At 40.0% G+C, this 21084-nt stretch carries 18 protein-coding genes and 1 other annotated feature; of the genes, 3 read left to right on the forward strand and 15 right to left on the reverse strand.

From position 1 onward, the window contains the following. Nucleotides 1-61: 61 nt before the first annotated feature. The 10 genes from PO903_RS00960 to PO903_RS01005 form a co-directional block, all read right to left on the reverse strand. On the reverse strand, nucleotides 62-814 hold the full coding sequence (locus PO903_RS00960) for a Cof-type HAD-IIB family hydrolase (protein ID WP_273592393.1): 753 nt from the start codon (nucleotides 812-814) through the stop codon (nucleotides 62-64). A gap of 278 nt (nucleotides 815-1092) precedes the next feature. After that, the gene (locus PO903_RS00965; RefSeq protein WP_069326205.1) at nucleotides 1093-1983 is read right to left on the reverse strand and encodes a metal ABC transporter permease; all 891 of its coding nucleotides are present in this window, start codon (nucleotides 1981-1983) and stop codon (nucleotides 1093-1095) included. Continuing rightward, the gene (locus tag PO903_RS00970) at nucleotides 1976-2893 is read right to left on the reverse strand and encodes a metal ABC transporter permease (protein WP_137223789.1); all 918 of its coding nucleotides are present in this window, start codon (nucleotides 2891-2893) and stop codon (nucleotides 1976-1978) included. Before PO903_RS00970 ends, PO903_RS00965 begins: the two co-directional genes overlap by 8 nt. A 148-nt stretch (nucleotides 2894-3041) precedes the next feature. Continuing rightward, the gene (locus tag PO903_RS00975) at nucleotides 3042-3848 is read right to left on the reverse strand and encodes a metal ABC transporter ATP-binding protein (protein ID WP_273592394.1); all 807 of its coding nucleotides are present in this window, start codon (nucleotides 3846-3848) and stop codon (nucleotides 3042-3044) included. Nucleotides 3849-3899: 51 nt separating this feature from the next. Continuing rightward, nucleotides 3900-4931 (reverse strand): metal ABC transporter solute-binding protein, Zn/Mn family, encoded by a 1032-nt coding sequence (locus PO903_RS00980; protein ID WP_273592395.1) that lies wholly within the window; start codon nucleotides 4929-4931, stop codon nucleotides 3900-3902. A gap of 228 nt (nucleotides 4932-5159) precedes the next feature. Continuing rightward, nucleotides 5160-7187 carry a peptidoglycan D,D-transpeptidase FtsI family protein gene (locus tag PO903_RS00985; protein WP_273592396.1) on the reverse strand — a complete coding sequence of 676 codons (2028 nt, stop codon included), beginning with the start codon at nucleotides 7185-7187 and terminating at the stop codon, nucleotides 5160-5162. Between the two features lie 26 nt (nucleotides 7188-7213). After that, complete coding sequence (locus PO903_RS00990) at nucleotides 7214-9220, reverse strand: peptidoglycan D,D-transpeptidase FtsI family protein (protein ID WP_069326202.1); 2007 nt, start codon at nucleotides 9218-9220, stop codon at nucleotides 7214-7216. A 167-nt stretch (nucleotides 9221-9387) separates the two neighbouring features. Beyond that, nucleotides 9388-11409 carry a peptidoglycan D,D-transpeptidase FtsI family protein gene (locus PO903_RS00995; RefSeq protein ID WP_069326201.1) on the reverse strand — a complete coding sequence of 674 codons (2022 nt, stop codon included), beginning with the start codon at nucleotides 11407-11409 and terminating at the stop codon, nucleotides 9388-9390. A gap of 132 nt (nucleotides 11410-11541) precedes the next feature. After that, complete coding sequence (locus PO903_RS01000) at nucleotides 11542-12696, reverse strand: transglutaminase domain-containing protein (protein WP_273592397.1); 1155 nt, start codon at nucleotides 12694-12696, stop codon at nucleotides 11542-11544. A gap of 30 nt (nucleotides 12697-12726) precedes the next feature. Further along, the gene (locus PO903_RS01005; RefSeq protein WP_069326199.1) at nucleotides 12727-13185 is read right to left on the reverse strand and encodes an ATPase; all 459 of its coding nucleotides are present in this window, start codon (nucleotides 13183-13185) and stop codon (nucleotides 12727-12729) included. Between the two features lie 182 nt (nucleotides 13186-13367). Here PO903_RS01005 and PO903_RS01010 point away from each other — a divergent pair, with 182 nt between their 5' ends. Next, nucleotides 13368-13703, forward strand: a complete 336-nt coding sequence (locus PO903_RS01010; protein ID WP_273592398.1) for a toprim domain-containing protein — start codon at nucleotides 13368-13370, stop codon at nucleotides 13701-13703. A 60-nt stretch (nucleotides 13704-13763) separates the two neighbouring features. Here the strand turns inward: PO903_RS01010 and cyoE are convergent, their stop codons facing one another. Then, nucleotides 13764-14705: a heme o synthase gene (gene cyoE / locus PO903_RS01015; RefSeq protein ID WP_273592399.1), complete on the reverse strand. Its 942-nt coding sequence runs from the start codon at nucleotides 14703-14705 to the stop codon at nucleotides 13764-13766. A gap of 318 nt (nucleotides 14706-15023) precedes the next feature. Between cyoE and PO903_RS01020 the strand changes: the two genes are divergently transcribed. After that, a complete protein-coding gene (locus PO903_RS01020) occupies nucleotides 15024-16019 on the forward strand; it encodes a metal-dependent hydrolase (protein WP_273592400.1) in 996 nt (331 codons plus the stop codon). Between the two features lie 133 nt (nucleotides 16020-16152). Here PO903_RS01020 and PO903_RS01025 read toward each other — a convergent pair whose 3' ends face one another. From PO903_RS01025 to PO903_RS01035, 3 genes are read right to left on the reverse strand one after another with little or no spacing between them, the layout of a single operon-like run. Next, entirely contained in the window at nucleotides 16153-17103 is a 951-nt protein-coding gene (locus PO903_RS01025; protein ID WP_502921678.1) for an ABC transporter substrate-binding protein, read from the reverse strand. Nucleotides 17104-17133: 30 nt separating this feature from the next. After that, nucleotides 17134-18159: a FecCD family ABC transporter permease gene (locus PO903_RS01030; RefSeq protein WP_137223803.1), complete on the reverse strand. Its 1026-nt coding sequence runs from the start codon at nucleotides 18157-18159 to the stop codon at nucleotides 17134-17136. Between the two features lie 2 nt (nucleotides 18160-18161). Further along, complete coding sequence (locus PO903_RS01035) at nucleotides 18162-19166, reverse strand: FecCD family ABC transporter permease (RefSeq protein ID WP_273592402.1); 1005 nt, start codon at nucleotides 19164-19166, stop codon at nucleotides 18162-18164. Nucleotides 19167-19467: 301 nt separating this feature from the next. On the opposite strand from PO903_RS01035, the gene PO903_RS01040 reads away from it, so the two are divergent. Next, entirely contained in the window at nucleotides 19468-19653 is a 186-nt protein-coding gene (locus tag PO903_RS01040; RefSeq protein WP_069328901.1) for a hypothetical protein, read from the forward strand. 35 nt (nucleotides 19654-19688) lie between these two features. On the opposite strand, the gene trpS is transcribed toward PO903_RS01040, so the two are convergent. Next, on the reverse strand, nucleotides 19689-20678 hold the full coding sequence (trpS, locus tag PO903_RS01045; RefSeq protein ID WP_069328900.1) for a tryptophan--tRNA ligase: 990 nt from the start codon (nucleotides 20676-20678) through the stop codon (nucleotides 19689-19691). A 45-nt stretch (nucleotides 20679-20723) separates the two neighbouring features. Next, nucleotides 20724-20995: a binding site (T-box leader), on the reverse strand. Between the last annotated feature and the right edge of the window lie 89 nt (nucleotides 20996-21084).

Raw genomic sequence — 21084 nt, forward strand, 5'->3', positions numbered from 1 at the left:
CCTCCCAGTAATCTTTCTATACCTATATACTCGAAGAGCGCCTGATCCGTTGCAACTTTTTTTAGATCAGAATATAATCGCGAATGACTTCAACAATTCCATCATCATTATTAGAGCCTACAACCAAATCTGCCGATTCTTTCACAGGTTCTTGAGCATTACCCATCGCTACACCTAATCCAACAGCTTGAATGACAGCGAGATCGTTTAAGCTATCGCCTACAGCAACCACTTCAGACATGTCAATATTAAGCAATTGGCATACTTCGTTGATCCCTGCTGCTTTGTTAATTCCAAGTGGATTGATCTCTAGATTATGTGGAGACGAATTGGAAATCTCAAGTCCACCCATATCTTGTAATGCCATAAGAATCTGGTAACGCAATTCATCGTTTTCGGTATTATAGCCAAATTTGAGCCATTCAATACTCGTAAGGTCTGTACCTTCTTCTAGCCAGTTATCACGATTGTGTAAACCGTTCACTGTATATGCCCAGAACCAGACATCTTTTTCGATTGCCAATTCGTACATTTGACGAATGAGATCAGGATCAACCAGTGTACGTCGATGTAGCTCATGAGGGGCTTTCCAGACCTCACTACCATTTACAGTGACCATAGGAGTATCTAAGCCTAATTGCTCGGCATAAGGCATTGCACTATGAGCTGCACGTCCTGTAGACAAACACACATGAATACCCTCATCCATCGCTTTATTAATCCATTTAATCGTTTCGAGTGTAATCTCATGATTATCGTTTAATAATGTTCCATCCATATCTAAAGCTAATAACTTATATTTACGTATTGTCATCTTGTCGTATCGTTCCTTTCCTGTTCCTATTTCTATAGTGGTGTTTATTGAATCTACTGTAGCCAGTCAGTGAGCTTATTGCGATAACAGGCTCATTTTATCATAGTTGTTACATCGGTCACAAAAGCTTTTGTAAATTACATGTGAAAAATAATCAAAACACCCTGAAAGATTACAGGATGTTTTGCAAATGGTTTACATTCATGTGTAGACCTATCATGTTGTTTCACTTTCAACAAAGACAAGATGTTTAGAAAGTATATATTCTGGTAGGATTCTTATTCAGCGATTGCTGTTCCTTGAGAACGGCGTTGACGCAGACGACGAATCAACACACCATGCTTTGGAGAAAATACAAAAGCAATTCCAAACAATATACCTGCTACTGTAACAATACTGCCTGCAATCGAAGCATTAAGTATATATGCTGTATAATAACCAATAATAGAACTAACGACTCCTGTTAGTACGCTATACATTAGCATTCTGCCTAGACGATCTGTTAACAAGTAAGCAGTAGATGCTGGAATAATCAACATACCGACCACTAGAATAGCTCCTACACTTTCAAAAGAAGCCACCGAAGTCATCGACACCATTCCCATTAATAAATAATGGAATAACATCACTGGAATCCCACAAGCTACTGCCATCGCTGGATCAAATGCTGAAATTTTGAATTGTTTATAAAATAATGCAAGTAACAGTAAAATAATCAATAATGCCGATCCTAACATCCAGACCGAACGTGGTCCCATATCTATTCCGTTCGCTGTCCATGTATCCCACTGTACATAAGCAATCTCACCGAACAATACACAGTCGAGATCCAGATCAATATTACGAGCATTGAGACTGATAATAATAACGCCAATCGCAAATAATGCTGTAAAAATAATGCCGATTGATGCATCCGATTGGATACCTGAATTTTGTAACCATTGAATTAGAAATACAGCAAGCAATCCAAGAGCAGTTGCTCCAATCATCATCGCTAACGAATCTCGTGTGCCACTCAGTAGAAAAGCAATCGCAATGCCGGGTAATACGGCATGACTAATCGCGTCCCCAATCAGTGCCATTTTGCGCAAAATAAGAAAACAACCCAGTAATCCACAAGCGGCTGACATCAGACAAGCCGTTAAAATAATCCAAAAATCACTACTCATGGCTTATTCCTCCTTGACGCTGCCACTGCTCTTTGGTCTGCTTACGCGACCATAACTTGGCTAACCATCCACGACGCGGAGCACATAGTGCCGAGATTGCAAAGAATACAGTAGCCGCAAGTACTGTCACCGGACCTGTTGGCAATTGAGACACCATTCCACTCCACAATGTTCCGATCAGACCACTTAACGCTCCAAATATACCGGATACCATCACCATAATATGCAGACGATCTGTCCAGAAACGTGCTGCAATAGCAGGTGTAATCAGTAATGCAGACATCAATACTACGCCTACTGCTTGAATTCCTGCAACCACAATAATAACCGTCAATAGTAGAAGAAGTTGCTCCAAAAAGGCGACAGGCAAGCCCATACCTTTGGCAAATCCAGGATCAAAACTGATTAGTTTAAATAATCGGAATAAAGCCACACAGATAACGATCATCAATAGGCTAATACCGGCAAGAACATAGACATCACTTTGCATCATAGAAGCCGCTTGTCCAAATAGGTACTTGTCTAACCCACTTTGTCCACCGTCTCCGCTATGTTGAATATGAGTCAGTAACAATACGCCTACTCCGAAAAAGAAAGATAAAATAATGCCCATTGCTGCATCTTGTTTGATTCGTGAATATTGTGTAATCCATCGAATTCCAAAGGTCGCGAGTACCCCTGCAACTAAAGCTCCAATAAAAAATCCACCTGTTGATTTGACACCACTCAACATAAAAGCAATACAAATCCCCGGTAATGCCGCATGAGCCAGTGCATCTCCTATCAAACTTTGCTTCCGCAAAACCATAAATGAACCAATCACTCCACTACTTAATCCGAGTAACATACAACCGATAATAATCCAGCGTACATTCGGATCAAGTATCAAAGCCCCTATCGTATTCCACATATACTCTCCTCACCCCCAGCACTTGGCACTATAAGTGCGATTTCTTCTATTTCAATCCAGCATGATTTTTGCTTAGCAAAATATCTTACGTTCAGCACTTGGCACTATAAGTGCGATTTCTTCTATCAGTACTTGGTACTATAAGTGCTTATTTCCCTGCAAGTACAATGCCTTCTTTACCTTGTAACACCGCCATTTTGCCACCATATGTCTGCTGTAACATGTCAGCATTAAATATATCTTTGACTGCCCCTGCACCGATCAGTGTACGATTTAGCAGTAATACATCATCAAAATACGCTTCTACGGTAGACAGATCATGGTGAACGACCAGAACTGTTTTACCTTCTGCTTTGAGTTGTTCAAGCAATGAAATAATGGCTTTCTCTGTCGTCGCATCGACCCCTGCAAAAGGTTCATCCATCAAATACAATTGAGCTTGTTGCGCTAGCGCTCTAGCTAAAAAAATACGTTGTTGTTGTCCACCAGACAATTGGCTAATCTGCCGTTGTGCATAATCTGCCATCCCTACTTTGCGTAGACATTCCATCGCTGTTTCATGTTCATGTTTGCCAGGGCGACGGAACCAGCCTAATCGTCCATAGGTGCCCATTAATACCACGTCTAAAGCATTCGTAGGGAAATCCCAATCTACTGATTCTCGCTGTGGCACATACCCTATTTTTTTACGGTGTTGTTGATAGGTTTTTCCATAGACTTTGACATCCCCTGCGATCGAAGGGACTAATCCAAGTGAAGCTTTAAGTAAAGTGGATTTCCCTGCACCATTCGGACCGATTAATCCAATCAGTCTTCCAGGAGCTAAAGTGAATGATACGTCCTGTACAACTGGTTTTTTATGATAGGCTACAGTCAGCCCTGATACTTGCAGAGGCATAGCCCTCGCGTTGTTGTCTGTAACGGCTATAGGATCAGATGAAGATAAATGGGTCATAAATAAACCTCCTTGTATAATGTATGATGAACAAGTGTATGCAATCATTTATTATTTCAGCGCTTCTACAATCGTATCTGTATTGTGACGTACCATTCCGATATACGTTCCCTCTGTTGTTCCTGCTTCACCCATAGCATCCGAGAACAATTCTCCACCAATACGAACCGTGTGTCCCATTGACCGAGCACCTGCGATAATAGCTTCCATCGATCTGGAAGGCACACTAGACTCTACAAATACCGCTTTGATTCCCCGCTCGACTAATTCATTCCGTAGATCACTTACGTCTTTAGAACCGTATTCTGCGGCTGTGCTGATCCCTTGTAACCCTTTAACTTCAATATTATAAGCATCACCATAGTATCCAAAAGCATCATGAGCTGTAATCAACACTCGACCCGACTCTGGAATGCTCGTTATTTTACTCTGTACTTCTTGATGTAACGTATTCAGCTCTGCTATATAAACAGAAGCATTTTGGCGATAATCTGCTGCGTGTGCAGGATCAGCTTCTATCAGTGCCGCTTCAATCGTTTGAGTCACATTCACCCAAAGACTCACATCGAACCAGATATGAGGATCATATTCGGTTGCTCCATCTTCACTGTAACGAAGCTTGTTAGGATCAATATTTTCAGCTACAGCCACCACATGGCGAGATTTGCTCATTTTCTCCATAATCTTGGTCATACTACCTTCCAAATGCAGTCCGTTATACAACACTAGATCCGCATCGTCTAACTTACGAATATCTCCTTGCGAAGCTTTATACATATGAGGATCAACACCAGGACCCATTAATCCTACAACGGATACATGCTCTCCACCGACTTCCTGAGCGGCATCAGCAATCATACCGGTAGTTGCCGTTATTCGTAATGCTCCCCCTTCTGCAAACGAAGGCGATTCGTCGGTTGCCCCTTGAATAGTTGTACATCCACTAAGAATAAGAACAATCACAGCGATACTAATGCTATACAGCATGCGTTGATATAACGGAGACGATGTTGCAGGTTTACGGTTATGTTTATTAATAAGATATGCTTTTGCCCATGTTGATTTGAAACGATAAATCGACATATATGATCCTCCTGTACTTTCAAAATAGTCTGTTTCTATATACCAATAATCTACACTTTAAATATTACATTGAAGCAATTATTTTTCTCATATGACTATATTTTTATATTAGGAAATAATGTTTCCCTAGTGCAAATTTTAAAGTAGAAGGCAAAAAAAAGCAAGAGGCTATTTTACCCCTTGCTTGATGTTATATTTAGACTCATTTATTTAATCATTTACTGTATATTACTCTGCACTATTTTCAGTAGTGGGTTTCTTTTTGGGTACACCATCTAATCCATATTGCTGATCATAAGCTTCAAAAATCTGACGTGCAATTGGAGCGGCACCTTGAGCACCATATCCACCTTCAGGTACAACAACAGCCACAGCTAGTTTAGGATTTTGTGCAGGAGCATACGCGATAAAGACAGCATTCTCAATCGTTTTACCTGTAGCCATGCGCTGTTGTGAAGTTCCTGTTTTGCGACGATAATCATAAGGGAATCCTTTGAACGCATCCACATCACTTTGCATTCCTTGTTGTACAGCATCCCAATACTCTGAAGGAAAATCTACTTTATTCAGCACTTCTTTTTTAAATTTCTTGGTTACTTGTCCATCTGCATTACGAATCTCATTCACAAATTGTGGCTTCAAACGTTCTCCACGATTCGCTAACATCGTTGTATATTGTGCTAGTTGTAGAGTTGTATATTTCCCTTGTTGTCCAAAAGAAGCATATGCTAGAGCAGATTGAGCACTTCCTGATTCCATTTCATGTATATACTCTTTGTATCCTATATATTCTGCGGCAAGTCCACTTTCTGTAGATACTCCTAATCCAAATTGCTCCATATATTTATCCCATACATCTACACCAGGTTTACCTTCATACTTCTGATATAACCGTTTACCAACCATATCCACCATAAAGGTATTCGATGAATGAGAAATAGCGTCAACCGGATTAAGCATTCCATAAGCATGACTACTCGCATTTCTTACTTTAGTGCCATATCCTTCTTTACCAAGTGTAGTCACACCACGATCATTATAATAATCATATCTTGTAAATAGATGTTCATTTAAGCCGAGCAATACAGATAAAGGTTTCATCGTTGAACCTAGCAAGACAACCGAAGAAGGATGATCTCCACCACCCGGACGATTCACCGAACGAATAGCTCCGTTCATGTAATAAGGCTCTATATTCTTCCATTCACTTTGAGTACGTGTGTCTTTACTCCAAATGTTACTGTCATAATCAGGCATGCTAGCCATGGTAATGACTTTACCTGTATCTATTTCCATTGCTACTGCATACCCTGTTACAGCATTAGGAGCACTAACTCCACGTGTGCCTGAATAGCGTATTTTAGCCGTATGCTCTGTGATTGCTTTCTCCGTCGCTACTTGTATCTCTTTGTTGATTGTTAATACCAGATCAGACCCTTTAACAGGTGGAATAAGTTCTGTCGGTCCAGAAGCCATATTTTTGGGATTGATCGGCACTCTACGATAACCGCTTTTCCCTCTTAATTCATCTTGATATAACAGTTCTAATCCATCAAAGCCTACATTTTCGATAGCCGAATATTTCATAGCTGGATCTTCACTTGAATTGCGTTGAATATTTTTATATTTATTTCGACTCATAGAAGATACGAAAGGACGCAAATATCCTACCGTCTGAACAGCAACCGTATCTGTATCATAATGTCGTATATTTTCTTCTACAATTTCTATACCTTCGAATTCATCTCTACGCTCTAAAAAATAGGCAATTTCTTTATCAGATAATCCTGTTTTGATACGTCGAGGTGTGTAGCCATTTCCTTTAGCATATGTAGTATCCATCGCTTTAAAAATATCGACTGTTGTTAACTTCTTAGTATTTGGATCGCCATATTGATCAAATATCTTCTGTAACTTTCTTGCTAACTGCTTCGCTTCTTGAATACGATCTGCTCGATTATAATCTTTATCTAGGGTCAAATATAAAGACTGCGTAGGTTCTGAATAAGCAATCGGATGCATACTTGAATCGTAAATCGTTCCTCGTGTCGGTAAAAGAGGGACTTCTTTAACAATATCGCCTTCTGCTACTTTACGTAATTCTGGCCCTTCAACAAATTGAATAATAGCTAATCTAACAACAATCACTGAAAATACAGCAAACGTTATAAAGAAAAAAATATTGAGTCGAATAGCGAACTGTTTACGGTGTTTTTCCTGCTCATTTTCATGAGCAGGACTTTTATTCAAATTCATAGATATCCACCTTTTATCAATTGTGTTTATTCTGTTGTTGTTTCTTCAGTTACAGCTTTACCTTTAGGGACTCCATCCAAACCATAGTATTGATCATACGCATCAAATATTTTTTTGGCGACTGGAGCTGCACTTCGAGAACCAAAGCCACCTTCAGGAATCATTACAGCAATAGCTAACTTCGGATTATTACGAGGAGCAAAAGAAATAAATACACCATTATCGACTAATTTTCCATAAATCGACTGCTGGGATGTACCTGTTTTACGTGCTACATCATAACGATAATTTTCAAATACAGGTACTTTACTTCTCATCCCTTGAATAACAGTATTCCAATATTCGTCTGGAAAGTTTACAGTATTTAATACTTCAGGCTCGATCTTTTTCACTAGATTTCCTTGAGCATCTGTAATTTTACTTACAAATTGAGGTTTGAGACGTTTACCACGATTGGCGAGTGTTGTTGCATACTGTGCTAATTGAAGTGTAGTATAACGACCTTGCTGTCCGAAAGAAGCATAAGCCATCGCTGCCTGCGCACTACCTGCGGCTTCCAGATTTAGATACTCTCCCCGACCTTCATTCTCGTAAGGAAGTCCGCTTCCTGTAGTTACACCTAGACCAAATTCTTTCATGTATTTGTCCCAGACGTTGACGGATTCGGCACCATATTTGTTATACAAACGCTTGCCGACCATATCGACCATAAAAGCATTGGAGGATTTTCGAATCCCTTCAGTCGGTGTTAAATAGCCTAGAACTTCACCTAATGCATTACGTACACGAGTCTCATGACCTGCTTTACCAAATTCAGCATATCCGCGGTCAGAGTATCCTGCATACGGCGTAAATAGTCCTTCTTCCATTCCGATCAATACACTTAAAGGCTTAATAACAGAACCCATCAAGACCATAGATGAAGCTCCTTTACCCCGGTATACTTCTCGAATCGTACCATTAGCAGAGCGAGATAGGATCTCGTTGATTTGGTCTTGACTAGGTGCATTTCCCCAGATATTGGAATCGTAATCTGGCATACTTGCGATAGCCACTACATTGCCTGTTTCGACTTCCATCGCTACTGCATAACCCGTTTGAGCATTAGGTGCATAAGCATTACCACTACTATAAGAATGCAAGTATGAAAGCTGATCAGTGATTGCTTGTTGAGCAACCAACTGTAGATTTTTATCAATCGTCATCCAGAGATTGTTCCCTTTAACTGGTGGTGTTAAAGTAGCACGTCCATTCACACGATTTAACGCATTGATTGGCGTTTTCTTCACACCATTTTTTCCACGAAGTTCGTCTTGATACGTATATTCAAGACCATCGACACCGACTAGTTCGGTATCAATATAACGAGATTCCTCATCTGATAGTCGAGCACGATTTATATATTTATTCATTGAAGTTTTCACACCATAAAAGGCTTTCAAATAACCTACCGTCTGTACAGCTAACTGATCTTTACTGTACTCACGCACACTTTCTTCTCTAACTTCAATCCCTTGGAATTGATCTTTATGTTCAAGAAAATAAGCAATCTCGCTGTTACTCAAATCTTTTTTGATTCGGCGCGGTGTAAAGCCATAGTTTTTAATATATTTAATATCCATCTCTTTTTCAATTTCTGCGGCTGTCATTTTACGATCAGGATCACCGTATTTATTAAATACACGCTTGAGGTCACCAATAATTTGGTATAATTCTGGTTTATTTTTATCCAAGCGATAATCTTTACTCAATGTAAAATATAACGATTGCATCGAAAGGGAATAAGCAACTTTGGTTCCTGTAGCATCATAAATATTCCCACGGGTCGGTACAATCGGAGTGATATCGTTGGCAACATAGGCTTCTTTTTCTTTCAACGTTGGACCTTCTACAAATTGTAAAATAGCCAAACGTACAATAAGCACGCTAAAAATAACAAATACAGAAAAAAAGAATATATTCAAACGCACCGAAAATTGCTTACGATGACTGACTTCGAGGTCCTCTGATGATTGTTCATTCCACTTTTTCATTCGGGTTGTTGAACCTCCTATGTATTTTGTTCCATATAATGTTGTTCTTTCTTCATTTTAACATATGTAAGCGCTATGTAGACTACAAAAAGATAACAAAAAAGCAGGTTCCTTATCGAAAGGAACCTGCTGACACATATTTGGAACATACACATCTACGTTTACAATTAATTATTACTTGTAGCTGCGGTTTGATCTGTTGTTTTTGCTTCAGATACTTTTTTCGGAATACCATCTAAGCCATATTCTTGATCATAAGCATCAAAGATTTTACGAGCTACTGGAGCCGCACTTTGCGCACCGAAGCCACCTTCTGGAATCACTACGGCAACAGCCAATTTCGGATTATCTCGTGGAGCATAAGCGATAAATACACCATTATCCACAAGATGACCATATACTGATTGCTGAGATGTACCTGTTTTACGAGCATAGTCGTACGGGAATCCATCAAATCCAGATACTTTACTCTTCATTCCTGACTTGATCGCAGACCAGTAAGAATCAGGGAAATCAATTTGATTAACTACTTGTGCTTTGGTTTTCTGTACAATATTACCTTCTGAATCTGTAATTTTGCTTACCAATTGAGGTTTGAGACGTGTACCTTTATTAGCTAGCGTCGCTACATACTGCGCTAATTGCAATGTGGTATATTTCCCCTGTTGTCCAAAAGAAGCATATGCCATCGCTGCTTGCGCACTACCTGCGGCTTTAAGATTCATATACTCCCCTGAACCATCACTCTCGTAAGGAAGCCCACTTTTCGTAGAAACACCCAGACCGAATTCTTTCATATATTTATCCCAGACATTGATCGATTCGCCACCGTATTTGGTGTATAACTTTTTACCGACCATATCGACCATAAAAGCATTTGATGAATGTTCGATCGCTGTAGAAGGAGTTAAATAGCCATATACATGATTACTGGAATTACGTACTTTGGTCTCGTATCCTGCTTTACCAAACTGTGCAAATCCAATATCTTGATAACCACTATAAGGTGTAAACAATCCTTCTTTAAGCCCTACTAGAACACTCAAAGGCTTAATAACAGAACCCATCAACACCATTGAAGAAGCATGCCCTTCACGATACACTTCACGAATCGCTCCGTTCGCATAATAATGCTGAATGTCTTTATATTTATCGTCTGTCATACTTTCCCATACATTAGAATCATAATCAGGCATACTTGCCATAGCGACAATATTTCCTGTATCGACTTCCATCGCTACTGCATATCCTGTTTGTGCATTAGGCGCATAGGATGAACCGCTACGGTAGGAATGAAGAAATGACAATTGATCGGTAATCGCTTGTTGCGTTGTTTTTTGTACATTTTTATCAATCGTCATCCAGACGTTGTTCCCTTTTTCAGGAGCAGTCAATTCAGTACGCCCGCTTGCAATATTCATTGCATTAACAGGGGTTGTTTTAAGACCATTTTTACCGCGTAGATCATCTTGATACGCATACTCAATACCATCGACACCGACAAACTCTGTATCTAGATATTTTTCTTGAGCATCTTCTAATCTCGCTTTGTTTTTATAATGATCCATCGTATTACGTACACCGGCAAAAGAAGACAAGTAGCCGACAGTCTGCACAGCGACACGATCCGTATCATAATGTCGAACACTTTCTTCTACAATCTCAATCCCTGGAAATTGATCTTTATGTTCAAGGAAATAAGCAATCTCTTCATTGGTTAAATCTTTTTTGACACGGCGCGGAGTGTAACCGAAATTTTTGCGATATGTAATATCCATCGCTTCAATAATCTGATCCGCTGTCATTGTTTCATCTTTACTTCCATATTGATTGAATACTTTTTTGAGTTTGCTTACGATGCCGTACAATTCATCTTTATTTTTAGCTAAAGAATAATTTTTTTCCAATGTAAAATAAAGTGACTGAGACGACGTAGAATAAGCAATTTTTTCACCGGAAGCATCCATAATATTGCCACGGATCGGTGGAATTGGGGTACTTTTACTAGAAATACTTGCTTCTTTTTCTTTCAACGTTGGACCTTCAACAAACTGCAAGACCGCCAGACGAACAATTAACACACTAAAAATGACAAAGGTCGCGAAAAAAAATACATTCAGTCGAATCGAAAACTGACGCTGATTTTTAATCTCGCGCTTTGACGGATCGTCCATACCCGATTTATTCATGTTGTAACATTTCCCTTTCTCTTACGGCACTACATGAGGCCTGTCATTCTGTACATCAACTATAAAACGAGACGACTTTTGAACTTTTTTTATCATACCATAGACAACCTGCTGTTGAATATTTTCGCTCTTTTACAACACGCTTTGCTCGATATGTGTTTCTGCAAATTTGGGAGGATTAAACCAATCACCCGCTGAAGCCCATGTTGGATCAAGTGGAACCCATTGCTCTGAATCTGGCAAATACACTTGATTCCAAGCATGCGGACCATAACCACCTTGTCCGTTATAACCAAGCCCTGTGACGACTCTTACATCTATACCTTGAGAACGAGCCATCACCGCATATAAGCGGGCATAATCAATACATACCCCTTTACGAGTCGCAAAGGTTTCTTCAGGATTCTGCTCATGCCAGATTCCACGCTGTTCATAATTTTCGACTTTACTATAGTCATAAGTTACTCGAGATCCTACCCATTCGTAGAGCAGACGAGCTTTACTTTCTGTACTGGTTCCTTTGGCTACAATCGCTGCCGCCGCATCTTCGATATCAGAAGGGATACTGCGATCAACGACATCATATTTACGTTGAAAAATACCGGTCAATTCTTTTTCCACTGCACTGGTGAACACAGGTAAAGTATCTGCTACAAACGAACCAGTTAACGGCTTAATCACAGTAGATACACTTTTTTGATAAAGGGAAGAACCTTCTACATAAGCAGTCACTGTTGTACTTGGATACAGGCTGACCACGATAAATAAAATTAAAATCACTATTACGGATCGAATCGCTCCATTCAGAAGCCCAATTCCTCCACCTGCTAGACGATTGATCCATGAAGAACGCTCCTCATTCACTACGATTGTTCCTCTACGCCATTTTTCAGGTAAAAGCAATACGGTTAGCAATGAAAAAGCAATACTAGCTACTACATAACTCAGTACAAATAGCACAATAAAACGCAATAATGAAAATTCAGAAATTAAATAAATGGCTGAATAATACATTTCAGTCCACCATTTCAATTCACCTTCTGGTGTAACCGAAGATACACTTTGCGCCCATGCTTGAACATGAGGCGATGCCCACAAAGCAAACGGAGCGGCTAGTACAAGTGCAAGTACTGTTAATAACGTACGACCCGCCCACGAAAATAATCTTCCTGCTGAACGTACAGCTCCATGACGTATTCCCTGAATAATCGAAAATAACACGATCACATAAATCAAAACCGATACTGGACTGCTATCGAAAAACGTGGACAGCTCATTGAATGTCATACAGGTCCCCCTACATTTTGATCACACGGTTTAAGAAGGGTTACCTGATGTGCCAGCGTTCGATTTAGCTTCATCAATAAAAGATTTCATCGTTCCCTTCACATCCCATTCCCCTAAAGACACACCACGGAAAGTAACACCCACTGTATTTTTGCCAGGCGTTCCTAGCACTTGAAGATTAGTGGTACGAATCGTATAGCTGCCATCTTGATTTTTTTCAAACTTCGCATCAGCGGCTTCTTTTTTCATCACTTCTGTTGCTTCTTGTTGTAATGCTGAAATCGTCTGTTCCGTTACTCCAGATACCGTATCTTTAATTTGATCCATTGAAATCCCGCTGTATATAAATAAAGCTACAGCAATAATAATAACAATCAACCATTTGATCACCGTTTTGACCAGATTAATAACGAGAAAGAGTATAATTAAGGCAACCAAAATGATTAGCCAATTTTGTTTAAAAAACTCGCCCCATACTTGCCAATCCATACATATAACCTCCAACTTTCATTTTTCATGATGAATCCATTTGTGTAATAATACATACCCTACCTGATAACCTTTGTTCATTATACAAGATGTATAGACGATATGTCAGCAAACGCCCGATATCATCACTTTTATAACATCCACTTCGAATATATTATAATAAATGGAAGGAGAACGATACGATGTATATTATTGTTGAAGGTAAAAATGATCGTAGTCGATTACGTCGATTGTTAAAAGAAGATGTAAAGATCGAATGCACATTTGGAACACTTAACGCCTTAAAGTTAGAAAAACTTCGCAAACAAATCGGGCATGATGAAGTTTACTTATTTATGGACAATGACCCCGCAGGCAAAAAAATTCGTGGTGTGTTACGTGATACTTTCCCGGATGCTGTTCATATGTATACCCGGCGAGGTTATGCAGGGGTTGAAGGCACACCGGATGAATATCTAGTGGCTCAATTAGAGAAAGCAGGCTTAGAAGAATACATTATTTATCCCATCCTATATTAAAAGAACACCGCATAGAGATATTCCTCTTGTGGTGTTCTTTTTTATGATTTTAATACATGTTTAGGAGTGATGAACGGTATCTATAATCATCATAATAAAGCTAATCGTCAAATAATTAATGGAAAAAATAAAAGCCGTTTTCGCCCATTTATCATTATCTTGTTTTTTAAATCCTGCGACTGCCATCCCGAACCATAGTACAGATAAAACAAGCGAGACGATCATAAAAATAATACCTGTATAATTGTAGACATACATCAAGATAGGAATAGGAATCAACAGTGCAATATAAGGAAGCATTTGATACTTTGTGCGTTTAATACCTTTGACAACAGGTAAAAGTGGAAATCCTGCGGCACGGTATTCTTCTACACGACGAATCCCGAGTGCCCAAAAATGAGGAGGTTGCCATAAGAATAACATTGCAAATAATAACCATGCTCCTAGATCCACTTGATGTGTAACGGCTACATAACCAATAACCGGTGGCATTGCTCCTGATATACCACCAAGTGAGGTGCTCCATGTCGATGAACGTTTTAACCATAACGTATAGAGCACCACATAGACAAACATTCCAAGTATACCGAATGCTACTGCCAGTAATCCTGCAAATAATGTCAGTACAGCAATTCCAAGTACGCCTAATATGATCGCATACCAAAGCACGATATGAGGCGAGACGCGGCGTGTTGCTAGCACACGGTCTTGGGTACGTGTCATTTTGGTATCGAGGTCACGATCAAAATAATTGTTAAATACACAGGAAGATGCCATGACCAACATGGTTCCCAGCAATGTCCATATTAAATGAATATAATTGACATCCCAGCCGGACGCTAACCAAAACCCACCAAATGTAGCGATCAGATTAGATCTTAAAATCCCGGGCTTCGCTAATGTCACAAAGTCTCTCCAGGTCACTGGTTGATCTGGAAGAGCAGGTTCTGTAGAGACTGTTGTAGCCTCTGAAGGAGTAGGTTGACTGAATGGATTGTCCACGTTGATAAGTTCCTCCCCAGCGCTTACTTTGGCAAGCGCATTTTGTTATCAAATGAGCTAACTAAGATTCATCTTTTTGCAATTGGTTTATCATAATCTGAACAGGCAATTATTACGTATATCATGTAAAATAGCTATAATCCATTCGATAATGTTGCCGATATCAATAAAAGATGGATCTTTTTTACCGCACTAGAAGATGTCGCGCTTTAATTGCCAAGCGCTTATCGTAAGATATTTTGCTTTGCAAAAATCACGTTTGACTGCACTAGAAGATGTCGCGCTTTAATTGCCAAGCGCTAAAGGAGAGAATTTGTAATGGATACTGCTACCCATTTTGCTATGGGATTCGGGCTTGCCGGGCTTGCTTATGTTGATCCCGTTGTCGCTTCTGATCCAAGATTAGCTATCGCGGTTATGGTGGCGACGATTGTAGGTTCACAAGCACCCGATTTTGATACGGTTTTGAGATTTAAAGACAATGCTACTTATATTCGTAATCATCGGGGAATGTCACACTCCCTTCCTTTTATGGCGTTATGGATATTATTGATTGGTGTAGGTACATCCTTGCTGATTCATCCCGCAGGTATCGGGCACATTCTGCTCTGGACGGCTATTGCGGTGATGGTTCATGTGTTTACCGATCTATTTAATACGTATGGTACACAAGCGGTCAGACCGTTTAGTGATAAGTGGATATCGTGGAATATTATTAATATTTTTGATCCGTTTATCTTCAGTACGCATATCCTTGCTCTGTTATTGTGGATCACAGGTTTAGTTGCACCTGCTCCATTATTTATTACCCTTTATGTAGTGATTGCACTCTATTATGTATGGCGTACTGCCACTCATTTTATTTTAACGAAAAAAGTAGAAGAATTAGATATCGAAAATGGACGTTCTCCTGAACCGGATGGACATTATATATTGATTCCGACGATTTCTTTACGTCGCTGGCATGTGGTTCATGCCAAAAAAGATGGCAGTTATCGAATGGGATGGTACAGTCCAGACCGTTTGATCTGGGCAGACTATATTGAGTCAATGGATCACCCGGCTATTGAAGCTTCTCGCAAACATCGTGATATTAAGGCATTGCTTTATTTTTCATCGTATACCGTTTCTGAAGTAGAAGAAACAGCAACGGGTTATATTGTACGTTGGGCAGATGTTCGTTATCGTCACCGTCGTCAATATCCGTTTGTTGGTGTAGTTGTGATGGATCATCATTACAATGCCATCGATTCTTATGTAGGCTGGTTAAGCCCTGACAAAATGAATGATCGTCTAGGTCTTCATATCAGTTAATGAAATCCAAACCTATATCACTTTAACAAAAAGAACCCTTGATCAGGTGTATAGCGACATCAGCCGAACATGCTGTGTACGCTATACCGATCAGGGGTTTCTTTTATATTTTTTTATAAACTATATCTGCTCATTATTTACTAAATAGTTGAGTGGCATCTTCAAGCGCCATTTGCTGACCGAGAGAAGAATAATCGAGCCACTTCTGTCCATCCAATACATAGACATGTTTATTTTTCACAGCTTTAAGATTAAGCCACAATGGATTTTTTTCCAATTCATCAAAGTTCGTCTGAGCATCATTACCTTTACTAATAATAACGAAGATCGCATCAGCATTGAAATCAGGTAATACTTCTTTGGAAATGACTTGATATGGCTCGTCTTTGGAGATTTTATCGATACCATCTGCCATCTGAAGCTTTAGATCTTCGAACATAATCGGTCCTAGTGGACGTGCTGTACTCATCACACGCAATTCTTTAGGAGTCATTCGAATCGCCATCACTTTTGCATCTGCTCCTAATCGGCTATGAATCAATGTGCTGACTTGTGCTGCTTTTGTATCGTAGTCTGCAATAAACGTATCTGCTTTTTTCTCAAGCCCTATATGAGTAGCTATTTCTTTCAATTGATCTTGCCATGTTCCTTGATCCATATCGATCACAATAGTCGGTGCTATTTGTTCAAATTTGGCAAGGTCTTTACTTGAATATTCTTTATCAATATAGATTACATCCGGTTGAAGCGCAAGCAGTGCTTCCATATCCGGATCAGTCACTACACCTAACTTTTGCGTTCCTTTTAATTGATCAGCAACATGCGGTAAAAAGTCTTTCACATCTCCACCGATTACTGAACCTACAGGTTGAATCCCCAAAGCCAGCAAGTTATTGGTAATATGAATCGACATCGAAGCGACTTTGGCTTTGGCATCATGTATAATCACACCATTTTCTTCTTTGACCATACCTGAGGAAGATGATGTAGATAATGTAGACGTTATTGAAGCCGCAGGTTGTCCACATGCTACTAATAAAACGATCATAAATACTAAGCTCATCATAACTAGACTATTTTTTATTTTCATACTGTATTGCCTCCGTTATATCATTCAGACTGTTTTTTTAAATAAAATATAAATAAAATAAGGTCCACCAATCAATGCTACCACCACACCCGCGGGTACAAAGTTCGGTTGGAAAATCGAGCGCCCTATCGTATCGGCACTAAGCAACATGATCATCCCGATCATTGCCGCTACCGGAACAAAGTGTTGATGACGAGCACCTACTAACTGTCTTGCAATATGCGGAGCAATTAATCCGATAAATCCAATCGAACCTACCATAGCAACACTGGAACTAGCCAACCCAACAGCCAATAATAGAAGGACTATTCGGCTTCTGGTGGTAGAGTTCCCTAGACTGGCTGCAATCTCATCACCCAAAACGAACATATCTAATGTTCTGGATCGTAGATACACCCATGGGACAAATAATGCGATCCATGGAAGTAACGCCCACACATTCACCCATTCTCTGCCCCATACACTTCCAGCTAACCATGTTGCTGCAAAAGCATAGGTATCTGGATCTAATTTCAAAGACAATAATAATGTAATCGCACTTACGCCAGCGGCAACAGCTATTCCTACTAAAATTAAGCGAATCGGAAGTAATCCTCGCTGTCTGTCATACGATAACATAAAGATCACTAGCGCAATCAATACACCTCCGCCAAATGTGAACAGAGGAATCAATAAAGCTATTGGCCCTTCCATCGTACGAAAAAAAGACACAAAAATGATCAATCCAAATCCTGCTCCTGCATTAATGCCTAATATCCCGGGATCAGCCAGAGAATTACGAGAGACTCCTTGAAGAACAGCTCCAGCAACACCAAGACCAATACCTGCTAAAATCGTAATCAGAATACGTGGCAGACGATACTGAAACATAATCAAATTTTCGACGGTTGATCCTTGTCCTAGCCATGTCCACATCACACGTAACGGGGATAATCTAATAGAGCCTGTATTGAGACTAATTAAGACGATTACGATCGCTATGACCACCATCAAACCTGTGATCCAGATCGCACGACGTTGTTTGCGAACATTTAACTGCTGAATATCCATCCTTATAACCCCCTTCCTTCTTTACGTGCTAAATAAAGAAAGAACGGCACACCAACCAAAGCCACCATAGCACCAATCGCAAATTCTTGTGGAGGACTTACCATTCGTGAAGCAAAATCTGCCCATACTAGCAAAATCGCTCCTAACAAAGCAGATAACGGAATCACCAATCGGTAATCTACCCCTATCCAGCGCCGTGCTATATGAGGAATCACTAATCCTACAAAACTAATCGACCCTGCAACAGCTACAGAAGAACCCGCTAATATAACAGCTGCGATCATCGCCATGACTTTTACAGATGTCGTACGTACCCCTAGATTCGTAGCGGTCTCATCCCCAAGTGCTAGAAAGCTAATCGAACGTCCCATTGTGATACTCCAGATCATCATAATCAATACAATCGGAATCAATAGATGAAGATGTTCCCATGTTACACCGGACACACCCCCTGCATACCAGAAAGCCAGATCTTGACTCAATCCAAAATAAAGCGCAATCCCTGTACTTAATGAATGCAGCATCGCCGCTATCACTGCACCTGCAACCGTAAGCTTTAATGAGTTCAGTCCCCCTGGTGTAAATGAAGCCAACACTACAATCAGTAGGGTAGTTATTGCTGCTCCTACAAACGAAAATAACATCAGATACGAATACGATAATTGAGGTAAAAAAGCAAAACATAATGCCACTACAAACGCTGCACCAGCATTTACTCCCAGTATCCCCGTATCGGCCATCGGATTACGTGTGACCCCTTGCATCAAAGCACCAGCAACAGCAAAAGCTATCCCTACAAACACAGCGCCCAATACACGTGGCAATCGGATATCATACACAATTTGGTGAGCAGTAACGGTTGTATCATAATGAAATACAGCATCCCAGACTGTTCCCATCGTTAATTCTTTAGCTCCATAAGAGACAGCGATAAATATCGATAGCACCAACACAATCAGTGCGAGTAGAAACGAGAAACTGGCACGTACGCTTTTCATGTTATTCATAATCGTATCTGCACAAACCTCCTATACGGCATAAATCATTGGTTTATCCTCCATAACACTTTCTTATTTCAACACAATTGAGAATAATAATCAATTAGAAATTAAAAAAGCCTGTTGTTCGACATTTCTATCGAAACACAGGCTTTTACAAGTATGACTTTATCTGACTATTGGTAATATATTGTATTTCATTTCAGAATGAGACTTGACCCTTATAGTATGCTCAGGCACAATAGAAAGTAGTAATTATTTAAGCATATGTCCGCTTGATCGGACCATATCATTCAGGAGGCTATCCATCATGAGTAAAGGTCTTTCGCTGTGGTTTGCCGTCTCTTCTATTGTTTTGTTAATGTTTTGTGCAATCGCTATCTCTTATTCAGCATGGTTAGCGATATTGCTTGGTGTTGTCGCTATCGGTAATATCGGCTGGGGATTTGTTACCAAAGCCAAACGTCAACGTCAATCAGGAACACCTACTATTTAGCTGATCTATAAAGCATCCTCAGATGTGCCTGTATATTAACGCTGAGCTGGTAAAAAGCCCATGCGTTCTTTTACAGCTATCAATGTTTTCTCCGCTGCGGCTTGTGCATTTTCTGCACCCTGGCGGAGAACTTGATGAACTTCTCCTGACTCACGAATATCATGATAACGTTGTTGCAACGGTTCTAGACCTGCAACCACGACCTCTGCTAATTCTTTTTTGAATCCGCCATACATTTGTCCTTCATATTTAGCTGTTATTTCATCCAGACTAAGTCCCGAGAATTGAGAATAAATACTCATTAGATTGCTGATCTCCGGTTTATTCTGCGGATCATACATCACTTCACGACCCGAATCGGTTGTGGCCCGACTGAGCTTTTTGCGAATCACATCCGGTGGATCAAGCAAAGCAATAAAGCTACCTGCATTGGGATTACTTTTACTCATTTTTTTCGTACCATCATCCAGTGACATGATCCGTGCACCCACTTTAGGAATAAACGGTTCTGGCACTGTAAAATATTCACCAAATCGGTGATTAAATCGTCCTGCTAAATCACGTGTTAATTCCAAATGTTGCTTCTGATCGTCACCCACAGGAACTAAATCTGCGTTATATAGCAAAATATCAGCCGCCATCAGTGCTGGATATACAAATAATCCTGCGCCCACTGAATCTTTACCTTCGGATTTATCTTTGAATTGAGTCATTCGCTCTAATTCGCCCATCGCTACAAGCGTAGTCATAATCCATCCCAATTCAGCATGTTGAGGAACATGAGATTGTAAGAAAATATTAGCTTTTGCCGGATCAAGTCCTGCGGCTAAATATAATGCGGCTACAGATTCTGAAGCTTCACGTAGTGCAGCTGGTTCTTGCGCTACTGTAATCGCATGTAGATCAACCACCATAAAGTAACTGTTGTAATCTTCTTGTAGGGCAACAAAATTTTTCATCGCACCAATATAGTTACCAATTGTTAATGAACCACTGGGTTGAATACCCGATAATACTGTTTTCATCTATTGTTCCTCCTTTTTTTAGAAAACAAAAAAAGCCCACATCCTGCAAGGGACGTGTGACCGTGGTGCCACCCTTATTCATCGAAATAACATAGAGCATCTTCGTACACTCTATTTTCCTTATTCCAATCTTGAATGTGTTCGGATAACGGCGAACCACCGACCTACCTACTACAGACGCATCCTACATATCACAGATGTCTGGTTGGGCACAGCACTCCAAAGTCCATTCGGCAAAAGTTCTACGCTGATTCTCATCATCCATCAGCTTTCTGAAGAAGCTCTTTTTGCTTACTACTCTCTGTCATCGTATTCTTGAATCTCATCATAATTGGCAAATGTAACATTGTCAAATCCCAATTGGACTCAAAATCTGTTATCATGGATGTATATTTCGATGCAGAAA

Origin of the sequence: Paenibacillus sp. PK4536, from assembly GCF_028594455.2 — a bacterium.
Taxonomy (GTDB): domain Bacteria; phylum Bacillota; class Bacilli; order Paenibacillales; family Paenibacillaceae; genus Saccharibacillus; species Saccharibacillus nuruki.